Consider the following 17,174-nt stretch of genomic DNA (forward strand, 5'->3'; position numbering starts at 1 on the left):
GGAGCGCCCCGGGTGGAGACATCCGGGGCGCTCTCGTTCCATAGGTGTGCCAGCGGGTTCAGATTTTCTCGAGGTCAATCTGAAGTGTTCTTACTTCAGATGTGTATATGCTCCCGGCACTTATTCACGAAAGACCGCTGGAAGGCATGGCCCCATGCATCGCTCACTTCGCGCGACCGTCGCTGCCGTATCGATCACCGCCGCCATTGTCAGCGGCGCCGCGACCGCGACCGCCGAACCCGCCGTGCCCGCACCGGTGACACTGCAACCGATCGATGTCACCACCGGTGGCAGCAGCGCCGGGTCGGCCGAATTGGCGATCCAGGACATCATCAAGGACCCGAAGTGGTTGCTGCTGCCCTTCATTCTCGGCCTCTGCGGGATCGGGGGGTCGGTGAGCGGCCAGCAGGTCTGCTTCGGCCCCGCGATGTAATCCTGTAGCGCGATCCTCAGTCCAGGTTCACCGATTCACCCCAGTGTCGCGGGTCCCAGTTGATCAGGATCATGCCCGCGACGCTGCCGGTGCAGGGTCCGCACGCGTTCACCTGAATCATCTTGTCCACGTCGGTATCTCCGCTGAGGACCGCGCGCATGGACAGCCATACCGCCCGTACGTACAGCGCCGCCGGTCGTCCGCAGCGCACACACTCGGGCAGGCCCGCGCCGTCGTCATTGCGCCCGACCCGCACCTCCGGGGTTACCGGCGCGCCGGGCCCCAGGTCTTCATCTAGGAGCGGCGAGTATTCGCCCCGCTCATGGTCATCCACTCCGGCAATCTAGCGAGTTCGGGCAGCGCCCGCATCCGATACCGTGACAACGATGTTCGGCGTCGAGCTATCGGCGGGCGTTCAGGCCCTGGTGAGTTCGAAGAGCCGGAATATCCGGGTTCCGGCGAGCCGCTGCTCCATCACATAGCCCGGCCAGAAGGCGACGGCGCGTGCCCAGGCGCGTTCCCGGTCCACCCCGCGCAGCTGTCGCACATTCACGGTGAATCGCGCACCGTCGACGTGTAATTCGGCATGATCGGCGGCCGCCAGATTGGCCGACCACGACGGATGTTTCGGCTGTCCCCAATTGGATCCGATCAGCAGATACGCCTTCCGATCCACCGGATCCGGTATGTACAGCAGCGATACCGTACGTGGCTGCCCCGTCTTGCGCCCCGCGACGGTCAATTCCAGTGCGGGCAGTCCGGCCAGGTCCAGCACCCCACGCCGACCGTGGGTGAGCCGCCGAGTCACCTTCTCCAATGCCCGCACCGCGGGTGCGGTCCGCATGACAATCGGTCGCCGCGCGAGTGCGCGTCCGACGGCCGGAAGCGGATTCCGCGGCCGCAGCCTGCGACGGCCCGCGCGAGGTCCCTCCTGTTGATCATTCGCCATGCCTATCAAGGGTAGACCGAATCATGGGATCAATGTGGCGCCACGTCATTCGGCGGACTCGGTGCCGGGGATACGACACGGCTGCCCGCCCGTCGATCACATTGTGGGAGAACGCCTTTTATGACGCTGCCCATACGGGGGAGTGAGATGGCGGGCGTACCCCAGGGTGATGCCGAACGTAATCACCTTCGCCACGATGAATGGGATTGCGGGTGCTATCCCATTGGAGGAGGGGCATATGCGGCAGACCGTGTACATGCTCGGTGCGGTCGTGGTGTCGGGGGTGCTCTGGCACTTCGGAACCGGGTTGCGGCCCGTGCCCGGGTTGGCCTTCCTGGCTCCACTGCCGGTGTTACTGCTGGTTCCGAGGGTTTCGGCGGGGGTGGCGTTCGCGGCCGGAGCGCTGTCGTGGCTGGGTGGCGAAGCCCAGTTGTGGTCCTATTTTCGCGATACCCTCGAACAGCCCGCACCCTTCACGATCGCACTGCTCGGCGGATCGGCCCTGGTCTTCGGTGCCCTGATCGTTCTCAATCGTGCACTGCTGCTGCGGAATCGGCCCGCAATCGCGATCCTGGCGCTGCCCGCGGGCTGGGTGACGCTGGAGTTCGTACTCTCGCTGGCGGGAAATACCGGGGCCTGGTGGAGTGTGGCCTATACGCAGGCGGGCGTGCTGCCGCTCATGCAGTCGGTGTCGATTACCGGTGTTTGGGGAATTACGTTCCTGCTTCTGCTGGCGCCTTCGGTGCTCGCCGCAATGGTGAATTCGACCGGGCGGCAGCGAATTCGGATCGCCATTCCGGCGCTGGCGATGGTGGCGGCAGTGGCCGGGTTCGGGGCCTGGCGGCTGGCGACGCCGGTGCGGGGTGACACCGTTCGAGTGGGGCTGGTCGCGGTTTCCCAACCGCCGGACTATATTCCGGTGGATTCCGCCGACGGCCGCGACATGATCTCCCGTGCGCTCACCGAAATCGAAGCTCTGGCCGATCGTGGTGCGCGGGCCATAGTACTCCCCGAGAAGGCTTGGCGGGCAGATGAATCGACCCTGCCGCAGCTCTCCGGACCGATGACGGAAGTGGCCACCCGCCGCGGTATCCATATCGTCGCGGGTCTGGTGTTGACTCGTGCGGGCGAAAGTATCAATGCCGCAATCGATTACCCCTCCGGCGTGATCTACGCCAAGCATTACCTGGTCCCCGGACTGGAGGACGATCTCACCCCGGGCACCGCCTATCAGCCTGTGCCGGGTGAACCCTGGTCCCTGGCAATCTGTTTCGACCTCGATCGCCCGAACCTGGTGCGTGACAACCGCAATCTCGGATCCCGATTGCTGCTCGTCCCCGCGCTGGACTTCACCGACGACCACTGGCTGCACAGCCGTATGGCGGTAATTCGCGGGATCGAATCCGGTATCCCGGTAGCGCGTGCCGCGCAACTCGGCGAACTGACGGCCAGCGATCCGCGAGGTCACGTATCGGCCTCCGCCGGAACGGATCTCGACCACACCCGCGCGGTGCTGGCCGATCTGCCCCTGGCGTCCGGCCGCACCGTGTACGCCCGGTTCGGCGACTGGTTCGCCTATCTCGCGGCCGCGTTGTTCGCGTTGACCATCGTGGCCGCGTTCAGACGGTCGGCTGCACGCCCTTGAACCACGGATCATTGGTGTTGAGCGCGGTGAGCAGGAGTCGAATGGCCGCTACCCGGGCTTGTTTGCCCGGCAGATTGTCCAGCGCGCATTCGGGATCGGCGGGCGGTCCCAGGTGGGTGCAGCCGCGCGGGCAATCCTCGATGGCGTCGGCCAGGTCGGAGAACGCGCCGATGACATCGTCGGGGGTGATGTGGGCCAGGCCGAAGGAACGGATGCCCGGGGTGTCCACGACCCAGCCGCCCACTTCGAGGGGCAGGGCCACCGATTGGGTGGAGGTGTGGCGACCCTTGCCGACACCGGAGACCACGCCGACAGCTCGATCCGCGTCGGGGACAAGGCGATTCACCAGGGTGGACTTGCCGACTCCGGAGTGGCCGATCAGTGCGGTGAGTCGGCCGTTCAATATCTCCAGTACCGGTTCGAGGGGGTCCTCGGTTCCGCCGTACACGATGGTCAGATCCAAATCCTCGAATAGCGCGGCGAATTCGGAGTCGGCGGCCAGATCATGTTTGGTGAGGCACAGAATCGGTTGCAGCCCACCGACATACGCGGCAACCATGGCGCGCTCCACGAATCCGGAGCGCGGCGGCGGGTCGGCCAGTGCGACCACGATGAAGAGTTGCTCGGCATTGGCGACCACGATCCGTTCGAAGGGATCGGTGTCATCGGCGGTGCGGCGCAATACCGTTCGGCGTTCGGCGACCCGTACGATCCGTGCGAGCGTGTCCGGTTTACCGGAGAGGTCGCCGACCAGATCCACCTGATCGCCGACCACGATCGGGGTGCGGCCGAGTTCGCGGGCCCGCATGGCGACGATCCGATGCTCCGGATCGTCGTCGAGCACGCAACCCCAGCGGCCCCGGTCGACGGCGACCACCATGGCCGCCTCCGCATCCAGATGCTGCGGACGGGTTTTGGTGCGGGGACGGGAACTCTTGCCCGGACGGATCCGGACATCGGACTCGTCGTACTCGCGGCGCTTCAGTGGCCCTGCCCATCGATCATGGCTTCCCACAGACCGACGAAGTTCGGCAGGGTCTTGGCGGTGGTGCCGATATCCTCGATCTCGATTCCGGGTACCGCCAGGCCGAGAATCGCACCGGCGGTGGCCATCCGGTGATCGGCGTAGGAATGCCATTGCCCGCCGGAGAGCGGTGCGGGTGTGATGGCGAGTCCGTCCTCGGTCTCGGTGACCTTGCCGCCGAGCCGGTTGATCTCGGTGGACAGCGCCGCCAGTCGATCGGTCTCATGCCCGCGCAGGTGCGCGATCCCGCGCAGTCGTGAAGGCGAATCCGCAAGCGCGGCAAGGGCTGCCACGGTCGGCGTCAGCTCGCCCACATCGTGCAGGTCGATATCGATGCCCGCCAGGCGATCCGGGCCGTGCACGGTCAGAATCCCGTCGAAGATGCGGCATTCCGCACCCATGCGCACCAGGATTTCGCGAATCACATCGCCGGGCTGGGTGGTGTAGCGCGGCCAGTGCGGAATGCTCACCTCACCGCCGGTGATGGCGGCCGCCGCCAGGAACGGGGTGGCATTGGAGAGATCGGGTTCGATCTCCCAGTCCACCGCCCGAATGGGGCCGGGGGAGACGGTCCAGGTCTGCGCCTTGCGCGGATCGGCGGGCGCGTCCACTCGCACATCGGCCTGGCGCAGCATCTGCACTGTCATCTCGATATGCGGCATCGAAGGCAGCGGCGCGCCATCGTGATTCACGGTGATGCCCTGTTCGAACCGGGCCGCCGAGAGCAGCAGTCCGGAGACGAACTGTGAGGATCCGGAGGCGTCGATGGTGACCGGTCCGCCGCGCAGCGCGCCCATCCCGTGCACCACGAAAGGCAGTGCGTTGCCGTCGATATCGACGCCGAGCCCGCGCAGGGCGTCCAGGATGGTGTCGAGCGGCCGGACGCGCGCCTGATCATCACCGTCGAAGGCGACATCGCCGGTGGCCAGTGCGGCGACGGATGGCAGGAAGCGCATGACCGTTCCGGCGAGTCCGCAATCCACCATCGCCGAGGTGAATTCCTTCGGGGGAGTGACGGTGAGGGTGTCCCCGTCGCCCTCGATATCGGTGCCCATGGCCCGCAGCGCGTCGATCATGAGGTTGGTGTCGCGGCTGCGCAGCGCACCGGTGAGGGTGGACGGGCCATCGGCCAGGGCGGCGAGGATGAGGGCCCGATTGGTAATGGATTTGGACCCGGGCAGGGTCACGCTGGCGTGGACGGGAGTGCGGACATGGGGCGCGGGCCAGAAAGTCACACCTCATCTTCCCAAATGATCCCCGCCGCGCGGGGCTCCCCGCCCCTTTCGTCCGGTGAAGGAGCCGGAAATGTGTGAATTTCCCGGCATAGCGCCCGCTCGAGTACCAAATGACCCCCCCGCGTGCCTGGCAATATACGTATATAGGTACGTATACTAGCGGGGTGATTGATCCCCTCAGCCTCCTCATCGGTGCCGGACTCGTCGGAGGCGGCTGGGTTCTCGGCCGTTTCGGCTCCCGCCCCACCAAGAAGGCTGCCCAGTCCAATGCTCTCTGCGGCTGCGGCCACGATCTCGCGGTTCACGATCGCGACGCGGGTCAGTGTCACGGCGAGACCTTCCGCAAGATCGGCAACGGCCTCAAAGCTTGGGTGCCGTGCAACTGCCGCCGCTATACCGGCCCGATCCCGCTGGAGGAGTTCTTCACACCCCCGACCCTGCCCCCAACCCCGTAGACGTGGAATGCCGGTTCCCGCAAGGGAACCGGCATCGCGCCGCATCCGCATGTCCGGGGGCCGCGCCGCATCCGCATGTCCGGGGGCGGTTTCAGGGGTGAAACCCCTGGCGGCCCTGAGCGTGGATACCCCTACTTGTTTCGTCCGTGCAGGAACGGCACGATCTTGCGCAGCAGCTTCATGGTGCTGTCGGTCCGTGAGTACGACAGCAGCGCCATGCCCGGAATCGTGAAGCGCTGCACCGCAATGGAGTGCGGCCGCGAGAATTCGAGCAGTCCGGGTGCACCGTGGATGCGCCCGATCCCGGAGTCGCCCACGCCCCCGAACGGCAGCCCGGAGATCGCGGCATAGCTGAGCACCGAATTCACCGATGTGCAACCGACATTCAGCCGCCGCGCGATCTCGAGCCCATGCTTGGCCGAGTACACCGCCGACCCCAGCCCGTACTTGCTGCGGTTGGTGAGCTCGACCGCCTCGTCGATCCCGTTCACGGTGCGAATGGTGACGGTCGGCCCGAAGGTCTCCTCGCACACCGCATCCGAGGATTCATCGGTATCGACCAGGATCACCGGTTCGATGAAAGGCCCCTTGATGGATTCGGGCCCGCCCAGTACGGCCTTACCGCCGTTCTTGATGGCGTCCTCGATATGCCGTCGCACGATATCGATCTGGCTCGGCATGGTCATCGGCCCGTATGAAGCCTTGGCGTCCGAGCCCGGCTTGATATCGGTGAGAATCCGCTTGACCTCGGCAATGAACGGTTCCGCGATCGATTTGTCGACGTACACCCGCTCCACGCCCGCGCAGGTCTGCCCGGAGTTGGCGGTCGCGCCCCACGCCACCGCATCGGCGGCGGCCTTGATATCGGCGTCCGCGGCCACGATCACCGCGTCCTTACCGCCGCACTCCAGCAACACCGGGGTGAGCGAGTCGGCGGCCGAGGCCATGATCTTCTTACCGGTCGCGGTGGACCCGGTGAAGGCCAGCTTGTCCACGCCCGCGCGCACCAGTGCCGCACCGGTCGCCCCGAACCCGTTGATGGTGACGAAGACGCCGTCCGGCAGCTCCGGATTGGCTTCGGCGAAGGCGGCGGCCACGAAATTGCCTATGCCCGTGGAGAATTCGCTCGGCTTGAACACCACGGCATTACCGGCGGCGAGCGCGTATGCAATGGATCCGTTGGGCGTGTACACCGGGTAGTTCCACGGCCCGATGATGCCGACGACGCCGAGTGGACGCTGCTCCAGGTGGGCGGCGAAGTTGGCCATCAGCGCGCCGGGCGCGACCTTCTTGGGCTTGAGCACCTTCTCGGCATTCGAGGCGGCCCATTTGATGTGCTCGAGCGCGAGCATGAGCTCGAGATAGGCGTCGTCGAGGGGTTTGCCGTTCTCGGCGTGGATGAGTGCGCAGAGCTCATCGGATTTGGCGACGAGCTTGCTGCTCCAGCGCAGCAGATGCCGCTTGCGCTCGGCGTAGGTCAGTGCGCCCCAGGTGGCGGCGGCGGTACGGGCCTTGGCGACGGCGGCGTGCACCGCGGCCTCGTCATCGATTCGGTAGGTGGCGAGGGTTTCGCCGGTGGCGGGGTTGACGGAGGTCAGTGTGGCGTCCCGATCGATCGAGGCGGTGTCGGTAGCAGACATGGGACGAACGTCTCATAGGTCACAACTGAAGTCAATCGCCATCACATGATGAGACGGGTGTTTGTCGGTACGCGGTGGCAGCATGGTCCACATGTGCGGCAGATACGCGACAACGACGAATCCCGCCAAGCTGGCCGTCGAACTGGATGCTCTGGACGAGACCGGCGATACGGGCTTCAACCCGAACTACAACGTGGCTCCCACCAACCAGGTCCTCACGGTGGTGGAGCGGCACGACCGCGACCATCCCGAGGATCCGGCGACGCTACGTCTGCGGGCCATGCGCTGGGGTCTGATCCCCCCGTGGAGCAAGGCGGGAGAGCCCGGCATTCCGGCCAAGGGCAAACCGCTGTTCAACGCCCGCGCCGACAAGGCCGCTACCACCGCATCCTTCCGCGATGCCGTGAAGAAGCGCCGCTGCCTGGTCCCCATGGACGGTTGGTACGAGTGGGTCACCGAGCCCGGCGCGACCGGAAAGGCCGTCAAACAGCCATTTTTCATGTCCCGAGCAGATGGTGGCCGCCTCTACATGGCGGGCCTGTGGTCGGTCTGGCGCGATCGCAGCCTGGGCGATGACGCCAAACCCCTGCTCTCCTGCACCATCCTCACCACCGACGCCGTGGGCGATCTGACCAAGGTCCACGACCGCATGCCCCTGCCCATGCCCCGGGAACACTGGGACGCCTGGCTGGATCCCGATCACCCCGCCCCGGCGGAGCTCCTGGAAACCCCTGGGGTGGAAGCGGTTTCGGACATCCTCATCCGCCCAGTGCCCTCCCTGGTGAACAGTGTCCGCAACAACGGCCCGGACCTATTGGCCGAACTGGACGAGAAAGCCGGTCAGATCAGCCTGATCTGACCGGCCCTGAAGAGCTGTTCGGCGTCGGAGGCGAAGCCCCTGGGAGCTTTCGAGGGTTCGGGGGCGCAGCCCCGGCGCGGGGCTGCGGAGCCGCGAGTTGCGAGAGTTTGTCAGAGGGTGCATTTCACGGACGGCAGGGCGATATTCAGCCCGCATTTGACGACGCCCGTGGCGAGGTCGATGACCTTGGTCGTCACACTGCCACCGAGCTTGCTCGCCTTCTCCGACTTCTCGTCCTTCTGTTGCTGGCCGGGTGCGCTCGGATCGGGCGCGAGCGGGTAGTTGGGGTTGACGGGCGCGGCGGTCGCCGTAGCCACCGTCAGCGGGCCGGACGCCAGCGCCAGGAGCAGCGCGCCGGAGGCGGCCACTACGCCGGTGCGAAAACGCTGGTTGGGGGACATAACCACATCACATCCTCGGGTCGAAATGAACCTGGCGAGATGGGAAACGCACGCACACACAAGTAACGCACACATCCGGCCGCTTCCTTGGGAAGGCGACCGGATGTGTGCGTGTCAAACTGCTGGTCGGTTGCTATCGCAGTCGAATTGCTACCGCTAGCCGATGGCCTCGACCGCGGCCTCTTCGACCTTCTGCGCCCGAGCCTGGATACCGCCCGCGGTGCGCAGCGGCACCTCCTTCCAGAACAGCACCAGGATGAGCGCGATGAGCGCCACCCCCGCGGCCGCCAGGAATACGGTGTCCATGGCATTGGCGAAGCCGACCTTGAACGGATGCGCCAGTGTCGGGTTCAGCTGCTGGATGACCGAGCTGTCGTCGAGCACCTTCGCCGCGGCCGAATGATCGCCGGTGGCAAGACCATTGGTGAGTGCGGACTCGGCCGGGTTGCTGCTGTGCATACCCTCGACAACCGCGGTCTTGAACTCCTGCGTGGTCGCCGCCGACTGCAGTTCGGTGCTGATATTCGGCCCGACCTGCGAGAACATGATCGACAGGAAGACCGCCACACCCAGCGTGCCGCCGATCTGCCGGAAGAAGGTCGCCGCGGCGGTGGAGACGCCCATATCCTGCGGCGGCAGCGCGTTCTGGATGGCCAGGGTCAGCGGCTGCATCAGATTGCCCAGGCCGAAGCCGACGATGAGCATGAACAGCATGGCCAGGTACAGCGGGGTGTCCGCGCCGATGAAGTGCAGCAGGAACAGGCCCAGCACCAGCGGACCCGCGCCGAGCGGCGGGAAGATCTTGTAGCGCCCGGTGCGAGAGATGGTCTGACCGGCGAAGATCGAGGCCACCATCATGCCGACCACCAGCGGCAGCATCTGCATACCGGCCAGCGTCGGGCTGGACCCGCGCACCACCTGCAGGTACTGCGGCAGCAGTGTCATACCGCCGAACATGGCCGAACCGACCACGATCGAAATGGCAACGCCGAGTGCGAAAGTGGAGTTCTTGAACATGCGCAGTGGAATCAGCGCCGCGTCACCGAGTTTGGCCTGGACCGCGACGAAGCCGATCAGGCCGAGCACGCCGACGACGTAGCAGATGATGGAGTTCGTGCTGCTCCAGCCCCAGATGCGGCCCTGTTCGGCGACGACCAGCAGCGGCACCAGGCCGATGGCCATGGTGAGTACGCCGAACCAGTCGACGGTCGCCTTGGACCGCTCCACCCTGGGCAGCTTCAGCACCCGGGACACCACGGCCAGGGCGATGATGCCCAGCGGCACGTTCACCAGGAAAACCCAGCGCCAGCCGGTGATGCCCAGGATCTCGTTCTGACCCGAGATGATGCCGCCCAGCACCGGGCCGGCCACGCTGGAGGTACCGAATACGGCCAGGAAGTAACCCTGGTAGCGGGCCCGCTCCCGCGGTCCGACCATATCGCCGAGGATGGTCAGCGCCAGCGACATCAGACCGCCCGCGCCCAGACCCTGGAAGGCCCGGAAGGTCGCCAGCTCGTACATGGAGGTGGAGAACGCGCACAGCAGCGATCCGGCCACGAAGATCGTGATGGCCGCGAGGTAGAACGGCTTGCGGCCGTACATATCCGAGAGCTTGCCGTACAGCGGAGTGGACAGGGTTGCGGTGATCAGGTACGCCGTGGTGACCCACGCCTGCATCGAATAACCCTGCAGGTCATCGGCGATGGTGCGGATCGAGGTGGAGACGATGGTCTGATCGAGTGCGCCCAGCAGCATGCCGAGCAGCAGGCCGCTGAGCACGACCATGATCTGTTTGTGAGTGAAGCCCGCGGGTGAGGCGTTCTCCTGCTCGACTGTTGTGGTCACGAATTACCTTCTGCGGAATCGATTTTCGGAAGAATTCTGGAGCCGCCCTTGGGATAGAGGGCGGCGACCTTGGTGCTGCGGGTGTGCTCGTAGCCGTCGACGAACCGGGTCAGCAGGGTCGCGAAGAGGTCCTGTTCGCCGGGGGCCCAGTCGGCCATGATCTCGCGCAGCGTGTCATTGCGGCGTACCCGGATCTCGGCGGCGACCTCGCGCCCCCGGTCGGTGACGGCCAGGACGCTGGCGCGACCGTCGGACGGATCGGCGCGGCGCTCGATGAAACCGCGTTTCACCAGGTTCGCGGCCTGCCTGCTGATGGTCGAGGCGTCGGAATAGAGTGCCTCGGCGAGTGCCCCGGAGCGCATGGGTCCGTTGTGGATCAGCTTGAACAGGATGGCGAATGCCGCGGGCTCGACCTCACCGTTGGTGGCGGCGGCGATCTGGGCATTGGTGCGGTCGCGCAGCCGGCTGAGTCGAATGATCTGGTTGGCGACGGCGTCCGTCACGTCGTCTGTGACGGGGCAGCCGGGTTGCGCGGGGTCTTCAGCCACGTCACACCTCCTTGCATCGGGCAACTGCTTGTATCAGTCAACTAGTTGTACTCAGCAAGTATGTGGAGATAGTTGTGTCTTGGCAAGTTATTTCCGGGAGGGTGTCTCAGCTCACGGTTCGAACGGTCCTCAGCCCGCGGTGACCGCGGCCGTCACCGCACCGGTGAGCCGCACCAGATCGGCGGGCGCCAGCTCGATCTCCAGGCCGCGCTTACCCGCACTGCACAGCACCCGATCGAACTCCAGCGCCGATTCGTCGAGCACCGTCGGCAACCGCTTCTTCTGCCCGAGCGGTGAAATCCCGCCCAGCACATAGCCTGTCGTGCGCTCGGCTTTGGCCTTGTCCGCCATCGCGGCCTTCCCGCCACCCAGCGCACCCGCCGCCGCCTTGAGCGAGAGCTTCGCCGGAACCGGCAGCACCGCCACCGCCAGCCCGCCCGAGGCCAGTTCGATCACCAGCGTCTTGAAGATCTGCCCGGCGACCAGGCCCAGCTCCCCGGCGAGCGCGTCGACCGCCTCCGCGCCGTAGGAAGCACTGTGCGGGTCATGCGAATACGCGTGCACCCGATGCTCCACTTTCGCCTGCACCAGTGCCTTGATCGCCGGAGTGGATGCGGAAGCCATGCGCACACCCTAAACAGCCGTCATCATGACGCGACACCGGATTTCGCAGCCCTCGGGAACATGCCGATCTCCCGGCCTGTTGCACGCCATACGCGTCACTCGAAAGCTGAAAGCTCGCGGTGCGCTGAGGTAATCATCACGAAGGAGGAGTCGGTGACCGTTCTGGTCGAAGAACGCCCGGTGCGGATGCTGATGCACATCCCCGCTGATCTCGCGGGCGTCCCCGTGGACGTCGCTCGCCCTGCCGGTTTCCCGGCGCTTGTCCCGCTCGCGGTAGATTCAATTGCTACGGCGATCGAAGGGAACAGCGTGACGAGCGACGACGAAAAGGTCGATCGCCTGCCCGATGACGACTCGGAAACTGACGAGGCCATCGACGGCGGCGACACCAACGACGGCGAGACCCGTGTGCGCAGCACGGAAACCACCGAGGAACTCAGCCGCCGGTTCGAGCGCGACGCACTGCCGCTGCTCGACCAGCTCTACGGCGCTGCCCTGCGCATGACCCGTAATCCGGCCGATGCCGAGGATCTGGTGCAGGAGACCTTCGCCAAGGCGTATCAGGGTTTCCGTTCCTTCCGCGAGGGCACCAACCTGCGGGCGTGGTTGTACCGCATCCTCACCAACACCTACATCAACTCGTATCGGAAGAAGCAGCGCCAGCCCGCGCAGTATCCGACGGACGAGATCACCGACTGGCAGCTCGCCGCCACCGCCGAACACACCTCGCAGGGCTTGCGCTCGGCCGAGATGGAGGCCCTGGAAGCGCTGCCGGACGACGACATCAAGCGCGCTCTACAGGAACTTCCCGAGGAATTCCGGATGGCGGTGTACTACGCCGACGTAGAGGGCTTCCCCTACAAGGAAATCGCCGAGATCATGGGAACCCCCATCGGCACCGTCATGTCCCGCCTGCACCGCGGCCGCAAGCAGCTCAAGGGGCTGCTCGCGGATGTGGCGCGGGAACGCGGATTCAACCGGTCGGGCAATGACGCGCGTCAGGAGGTCACCCAGTGAGCGACGAGATGGATATGGACTGCACGGCGGTACTCGCCGACGTCTGGCTGCTCCTGGACAACGAATGCGATGAGACCATCAAGGCGCGGCTGCAGGAGCACATCAACCGCTGCTCGCCGTGTATCGAGGCCTACGGCCTCGAGGAGAAGCTCAAGTCGCTACTGAACCGCAAATGCGGCGGCGAACGTGCCCCCGACTCCCTGCGCGCCCGCCTCACGATGGAGATCCGGACAACCTTCACCCAGGTCGAGACCAAAATCGAACCGCAGTAGAGTACTCGCGCCTTCGGGCGGGACAACTGATCTCGTGAGCTTCGGGGTAACTCCCGGGGTACCCCCAAAATCGGTGTCCCGCCCAACCCGCACTACGCGTCCCCAGCGGTCAACGGCTCCCAAGCCGCGTGCCGAAGTCGCGGAGAGGCGGGACAGAAATAGCATGAGCGGCACACTTCGTTGAGAAGTGGTGCCGCTCAGTGCATTTCGAGCTAGTAAGCCAGCTCAGGCGTTCGGACGCTTGCCGTGGTTGGCTGCGTTCTTCTTACGGCCGCGCTTCTTACGTCCACGCTTACCCATGGTGGTCTCCCTTCTGATTGAAGACCATTCTTTCATGTGTGGTTGGCTGTACCTTCATCGGATACAGGTCGCCGATATGGCTCAACCCAAGCAAGGAGTCTCATGGCCGAGGAAGTGCTCGCGGAGATGGTGTCCACCGTCTACCAGATCGTCGCCAGCGTGGGCGATCAGGTGAAGGAGGGCGACACCCTGGTGATCCTCGAGTCGATGAAGATGGAGATCCCGGTGGTGGCCGAGGCCGACGGCACCGTGGCGTCCATCAACGTCAAGCCCGGCGATGTGATTCAGAAGGACGACCTGATCGCCGTCATCGCCTGATTCCCCCCTAGCATGGGCAACAAGTCCCCCACCGCCCCATCCACCGCTCCCACCGTCCTCATCGCCCCACCTCGAAGTTCGCGGCCCGTCTCGCTTCTGGACTGCGGCTCCATAGACCTGCGCCTTGGAGCGGAGGAGCGCAGCGGAGGAGCGGAGGGAGGGAAGAAGTGAGACTTCGGGGGCCGCGAACCGCCCGGAGCGAAGCGGAGGGCAGAAAATATTGTCGACACTGAGCGATCTACTGGCTGAGCACACCGATCTACCGGGTGCGGCCGTCGATCATCTGCAGCGGGTGGTGGGGGACTGGCAGCTGCTGGCGGACCTGTCCTTCGCGGACCTGCACCTGTGGGTGGGTACCGGTCCGATCACCGATGGCGCGGATGTGGTGTGTGTCGCGCAGTGCCGCCCCACCACCGCGCCCACGGTGCATCCGGAGGATCTGGTCGGTTCGCTGGCCAATAAGGATGCCTTCCCGCAGATCTTCGAGGCGTTGCTCACCAGCGATATCGTGCGCGTGGACACCGATGCCGAGGTGGCGGGCGTCTACCATCCGCATCCGGTGCACGCGATTCGCGAGGCCATTCCGGTCCGCGTCGGCGACGATGTGATCGCCATTCTCGGTCGCGATACCGATGTGCAGCGCCGGAAGATGCGCTCCAGTTTGGAGATCGCGTACATGGCCTGCGCCGATGATCTCTGCCAGATGGTCGCCGACGGCACCTTCCCGGCGCTGGAGGATCGCACCGGCGCGCACTCCAGTCCGCGCGCGGGTGACGGTTTCATTCGCCTCGATACCGACGGAATCGTGGTGTACGCCAGCCCGAATGCGCTCTCCGCCTACCATCGGATGGGTTTGCAGAACGATCTGGTCGGTCAGGATCTGGCTTTGACCACCCGGTCACTCATCACCGATCCTTTTGACGCGCAAGAGGTTGTCGGCGATATCCAAGCCGCGCTGGCCGGAAAGGCCGGGCGCAGAATGGAAGTCGAGGCGCGCGGCGCGACCGTACTGCTGCGCACGCTGGTGCTGCGCCCCAATGGTGAACTCGCCGGTGCGGCCGTACTGGTGCGCGATGTGACCGAGGTGAAGCGCCGCGATCGCGCGCTGCTGTCCAAGGACGCGACCATTCGCGAGATCCATCATCGGGTCAAGAACAACCTGCAAACGGTTGCTGCGCTGTTGCGGTTGCAGGCCCGTCGTACCGAGAACGAAGAGGCCAGATTGGCGCTCACCGAATCGGTTCGCCGCGTGACTTCTATTGCGTCGGTGCATGAAATGCTTTCGATGTCCGTGGACGAGGAGGTCGATCTCGATGAGGTCGTGGATCGCCTCTTGCCGATAATGGCCGATGTCGCTACGGTGCACACCGCTCGCATAAAGGTCCGCCGCGCAGGCTCTTTGGGCGTTTTCTCCGCCGAACGTGCGACCCCCCTTGTCATGGTTCTCACCGAATTGGTCCAGAACGCAATCGAACACGCCTTCGACGCCGGTGAGAACGGAACGGTCACCATCCGCTCCGAGCGCTCCGCCCGCTGGCTCGACGTGATCATCAGCGATGACGGCCGCGGCCTCCCCGACGGCTTCAGCCTCGAAGCCTCCGACCGCCTCGGCCTACAAATCGTCCGCACCCTGGTCACCGCCGAATTGGGCGGCTCCATCGGCCTGCACCCCGGCGCCGACATCGGTACGGACGCCGTTCTCCGTGTACCGCTCGGCCGCCGTTCAGCCCGCTGAAACCGCACGCCCGCACCATTTCTATGAGGGTCTCGCCATTCGCGGTGGGGCCCTCATGTCATTTCTGGCAATAGCGATTCCCGCTCTGTGGGCATTGTTCTTGATCGAGGAGGCGACGACTGATCTCGTACGTTCGGGGTAACTCGCCGGGTACGTCCAAAATCGGTCCCCCACCCAACCGGCGCTACGCGTGCATTCGGTCAACGGCACTCAGCGTGCGCCAAAGTCGCCGGGAGGCGGGGGAGCCCTTTACACACTGAAGCCCGGCACCATACGGTGCCGGGCTGAATTGCGCTACGGCCTGTAAAGCCTGCGGCCTTAGCGCTTAAGTCGTCTACGTGCTGTTAGACGACGGTGCGGGTACGCGTGCGAGCGTTGCGACGCTTCAGCGCACGACGTTCGTCTTCGCTCATACCACCCCACACGCCCGCATCCTGACCGGACTTCAGGGCCCAGGACAGGCAATCGGCGGTGACAGGGCAGCGAGCGCAGACCAGCTTGGCATCGGCAATCTGCGCGAGCGCAGGACCACTGTTACCCACCGGGAAGAACAGCTCGGGGTCCTCGTCGCGACAGATGGCCTTGTGGCGCCAGTCCATTCCTCTGCTCCTTTGCTAGGGCGAGCGCATGGCTCTGCCCCTCGGGTTTGTGGTCCGTTCACTTGTGCGACTCGAATGTTTCCGCACGGTTGCTTGTGAATGCTTTCACGAACACCGTAGATGTCAATAGATACCTAGTGCACCGTGGGGAAGCTCACGCTGTAAGGCCCCTACTTGGCGGGCCTGCCGAACCATTTCTACTCGGTCGAGCGGGTTTTCGCAGCGCAACCGCAAGGTTTCTCAGTTGTGTCGAGCCGGTTAGGGCTTCGGCGCGACCACATCGAGGATATCCGGTGCGGCTGTGAAATTCACCATGTTGCGCCGACCAATGAAGTCACCATCGATTTGCAGTCCGATGGGCTCGGTGGCCTCGACGCGGACGGAGGGGACGTCGTCTTCGCGAAACAATTTGTGTCCCTTGGGATTTCCATCGTTCGCCAGCAACTGACGGGCAATCAGGAGGGTGGGCACGATGCCCATGGTTCGCATGGCAAACACCCCGAGACCGGATTCGAAGGTGGTGCCGGGGTTGGTCCGGACGGGCGTGTTGTCGAGATACGTCCACGGACTGGTGTTGGTCACGAATGCGTAATGGACATCCGTGACCGGTTCGTGACCCGGAATCTCCAAGCGCACCTGGGGAAGACTGCGAGCGGCCTTGAAGAACTGTTTGACCGTGGTGCGCAGATACCGTGCGGGAGTAGCGGCTTTGCCGTTCGCGCGCTTGGCGTCGATGGCCTCGCACACATCGGCGTCCAGACCCACGCCCGCGCTGAAGCAGAACCAGCGATCGTCGGCCAGGCCGAGTCCGATGCGCCGATCCGCCTCCGCGGTCAGCAGATCGATCAACTGATTGGTGGCGGTCACCGGATCCTGTTCGATACCGAGCGAGCGCGCGAACACATTGGCCGAACCACCGGGAATCACGCCGAGTCGCGGCAGCCATTCGCGCTGCGGTTCATGCGGTAGCGGTAGAAAACCGTTGACGGTCTCGTTCACGGTGCCGTCGCCGCCGTGCACCACGATCAGATCCATCCGGGTATCCGCGGCCCAGCGCGCGAGCTCGGCGGCGTGGCCACGACGTTCGGTGTGCACGACGGTCAGCTGGGTGCGGCTCTCCAATGCGTGTGCGAGCAGATCGCGCGTGGCCGGGGTGGTGGAGGTGGCATTGGGATTCACGATCAGCAGCGTCCGCACACATGCAGCCTAGAGCCATCGGATGATCCAGAGACACACACCAGTTCGTTCGCGGCCCGGCTCGCTTCTGGAGCGACG

At 65.1% G+C, this 17,174-nt stretch carries 20 protein-coding genes; 8 read left to right on the forward strand and 12 right to left on the reverse strand.

Annotated elements, in window-relative coordinates; all coding sequences use genetic code 11:
• Positions 1 to 154 precede the first annotated feature (154 nt).
• The gene (locus tag OHB26_RS18185; RefSeq protein ID WP_330185335.1) at positions 155 to 433 is read left to right on the forward strand and encodes a hypothetical protein; all 279 of its coding nucleotides are present in this window, start codon (positions 155 to 157) and stop codon (positions 431 to 433) included.
• A gap of 16 nt (positions 434 to 449) precedes the next feature.
• On the opposite strand, the gene OHB26_RS18190 is transcribed toward OHB26_RS18185, so the two are convergent.
• Both OHB26_RS18190 and OHB26_RS18195 read right to left on the reverse strand, forming a co-directional pair.
• On the reverse strand, positions 450 to 767 hold the full coding sequence (locus tag OHB26_RS18190; RefSeq protein ID WP_330185336.1) for a hypothetical protein: 318 nt from the start codon (positions 765 to 767) through the stop codon (positions 450 to 452).
• Between the two features lie 81 nt (positions 768 to 848).
• Positions 849 to 1,382 carry a nitroreductase family deazaflavin-dependent oxidoreductase gene (locus OHB26_RS18195; RefSeq protein WP_330185337.1) on the reverse strand — a complete coding sequence of 178 codons (534 nt, stop codon included), beginning with the start codon at positions 1,380 to 1,382 and terminating at the stop codon, positions 849 to 851.
• A gap of 238 nt (positions 1,383 to 1,620) precedes the next feature.
• On the opposite strand from OHB26_RS18195, the gene OHB26_RS18200 reads away from it, so the two are divergent.
• On the forward strand, positions 1,621 to 3,027 hold the full coding sequence (locus OHB26_RS18200; RefSeq protein WP_330185338.1) for a nitrilase-related carbon-nitrogen hydrolase: 1,407 nt from the start codon (positions 1,621 to 1,623) through the stop codon (positions 3,025 to 3,027).
• Here OHB26_RS18200 and rsgA read toward each other — a convergent pair.
• Complete coding sequence (rsgA, locus tag OHB26_RS18205; RefSeq protein ID WP_330185339.1) at positions 3,002 to 4,042, reverse strand: ribosome small subunit-dependent GTPase A; 1,041 nt, start codon at positions 4,040 to 4,042, stop codon at positions 3,002 to 3,004. The two genes, OHB26_RS18200 and rsgA, sit on opposite strands and share 26 nt — an antisense overlap.
• The gene (aroA, locus tag OHB26_RS18210) at positions 4,009 to 5,286 is read right to left on the reverse strand and encodes a 3-phosphoshikimate 1-carboxyvinyltransferase (protein ID WP_330185340.1); all 1,278 of its coding nucleotides are present in this window, start codon (positions 5,284 to 5,286) and stop codon (positions 4,009 to 4,011) included. The genes rsgA and aroA overlap by 34 nt, the downstream gene beginning before the upstream one ends.
• 164 nt (positions 5,287 to 5,450) lie before the next feature.
• Here aroA and OHB26_RS18215 point away from each other — a divergent pair, with 164 nt between their 5' ends.
• On the forward strand, positions 5,451 to 5,741 hold the full coding sequence (locus OHB26_RS18215; protein ID WP_330185341.1) for a hypothetical protein: 291 nt from the start codon (positions 5,451 to 5,453) through the stop codon (positions 5,739 to 5,741).
• A 131-nt stretch (positions 5,742 to 5,872) separates the two neighbouring features.
• On the opposite strand, the gene OHB26_RS18220 is transcribed toward OHB26_RS18215, so the two are convergent.
• Positions 5,873 to 7,381 carry an aldehyde dehydrogenase family protein gene (locus OHB26_RS18220; protein WP_330185342.1) on the reverse strand — a complete coding sequence of 503 codons (1,509 nt, stop codon included), beginning with the start codon at positions 7,379 to 7,381 and terminating at the stop codon, positions 5,873 to 5,875.
• A 91-nt stretch (positions 7,382 to 7,472) separates the two neighbouring features.
• Between OHB26_RS18220 and OHB26_RS18225 the strand changes: the two genes are divergently transcribed.
• On the forward strand, positions 7,473 to 8,240 hold the full coding sequence (locus tag OHB26_RS18225) for an SOS response-associated peptidase (protein ID WP_330185343.1): 768 nt from the start codon (positions 7,473 to 7,475) through the stop codon (positions 8,238 to 8,240).
• Between the two features lie 110 nt (positions 8,241 to 8,350).
• Here the strand turns inward: OHB26_RS18225 and OHB26_RS18230 are convergent, their stop codons facing one another.
• The 4 genes from OHB26_RS18230 to ybaK all read right to left on the reverse strand — a co-directional run bounded on the left by OHB26_RS18230 (position 8,351) and on the right by ybaK (position 11,658).
• Entirely contained in the window at positions 8,351 to 8,641 is a 291-nt protein-coding gene (locus tag OHB26_RS18230; protein ID WP_330185344.1) for a hypothetical protein, read from the reverse strand.
• A 156-nt stretch (positions 8,642 to 8,797) separates the two neighbouring features.
• Complete coding sequence (locus tag OHB26_RS18235) at positions 8,798 to 10,426, reverse strand: MDR family MFS transporter (protein WP_442943026.1); 1,629 nt, start codon at positions 10,424 to 10,426, stop codon at positions 8,798 to 8,800.
• A 56-nt stretch (positions 10,427 to 10,482) separates the two neighbouring features.
• A complete protein-coding gene (locus OHB26_RS18240) occupies positions 10,483 to 11,034 on the reverse strand; it encodes a MarR family winged helix-turn-helix transcriptional regulator (protein WP_330185346.1) in 552 nt (183 codons plus the stop codon).
• Positions 11,035 to 11,163: 129 nt separating this feature from the next.
• On the reverse strand, positions 11,164 to 11,658 hold the full coding sequence (gene ybaK, locus OHB26_RS18245) for a Cys-tRNA(Pro) deacylase (RefSeq protein WP_330185347.1): 495 nt from the start codon (positions 11,656 to 11,658) through the stop codon (positions 11,164 to 11,166).
• A gap of 153 nt (positions 11,659 to 11,811) precedes the next feature.
• Between ybaK and OHB26_RS18250 the strand changes: the two genes are divergently transcribed.
• Together OHB26_RS18250 and rsrA are read left to right on the forward strand one after the other, a co-directional pair.
• Positions 11,812 to 12,675 carry a sigma-70 family RNA polymerase sigma factor gene (locus tag OHB26_RS18250; RefSeq protein WP_442942969.1) on the forward strand — a complete coding sequence of 288 codons (864 nt, stop codon included), beginning with the start codon at positions 11,812 to 11,814 and terminating at the stop codon, positions 12,673 to 12,675.
• 8 nt (positions 12,676 to 12,683) lie between these two features.
• Positions 12,684 to 12,947, forward strand: a complete 264-nt coding sequence (gene rsrA / locus OHB26_RS18255) for a mycothiol system anti-sigma-R factor (RefSeq protein ID WP_330185695.1) — start codon at positions 12,684 to 12,686, stop codon at positions 12,945 to 12,947.
• 225 nt (positions 12,948 to 13,172) lie between these two features.
• Here the strand turns inward: rsrA and OHB26_RS39715 are convergent, their stop codons facing one another.
• Positions 13,173 to 13,247, reverse strand: a complete 75-nt coding sequence (locus OHB26_RS39715; RefSeq protein ID WP_153805149.1) for a 50S ribosomal protein bL37 — start codon at positions 13,245 to 13,247, stop codon at positions 13,173 to 13,175.
• A gap of 102 nt (positions 13,248 to 13,349) precedes the next feature.
• On the opposite strand from OHB26_RS39715, the gene OHB26_RS18260 reads away from it, so the two are divergent.
• Positions 13,350 to 13,565 (forward strand): biotin/lipoyl-binding carrier protein, encoded by a 216-nt coding sequence (locus OHB26_RS18260; protein ID WP_330185348.1) that lies wholly within the window; start codon positions 13,350 to 13,352, stop codon positions 13,563 to 13,565.
• 220 nt (positions 13,566 to 13,785) lie between these two features.
• A complete protein-coding gene (locus tag OHB26_RS18265; protein ID WP_330185349.1) occupies positions 13,786 to 15,300 on the forward strand; it encodes a sensor histidine kinase in 1,515 nt (504 codons plus the stop codon).
• Positions 15,301 to 15,644: 344 nt separating this feature from the next.
• On the opposite strand, the gene OHB26_RS18270 is transcribed toward OHB26_RS18265, so the two are convergent.
• Together OHB26_RS18270 and OHB26_RS18275 are read right to left on the reverse strand one after the other, a co-directional pair.
• Positions 15,645 to 15,899, reverse strand: coding sequence for a WhiB family transcriptional regulator (locus OHB26_RS18270; RefSeq protein WP_011211115.1), 255 nt, complete (start codon positions 15,897 to 15,899; stop codon positions 15,645 to 15,647).
• Positions 15,900 to 16,157: 258 nt separating this feature from the next.
• Positions 16,158 to 17,096, reverse strand: coding sequence for a diacylglycerol/lipid kinase family protein (locus OHB26_RS18275; protein ID WP_330185350.1), 939 nt, complete (start codon positions 17,094 to 17,096; stop codon positions 16,158 to 16,160).
• Between the last annotated feature and the right edge of the window lie 78 nt (positions 17,097 to 17,174).

Source organism: Nocardia sp. NBC_01503 (assembly GCF_036327755.1).
GTDB lineage: Bacteria > Actinomycetota > Actinomycetes > Mycobacteriales > Mycobacteriaceae > Nocardia.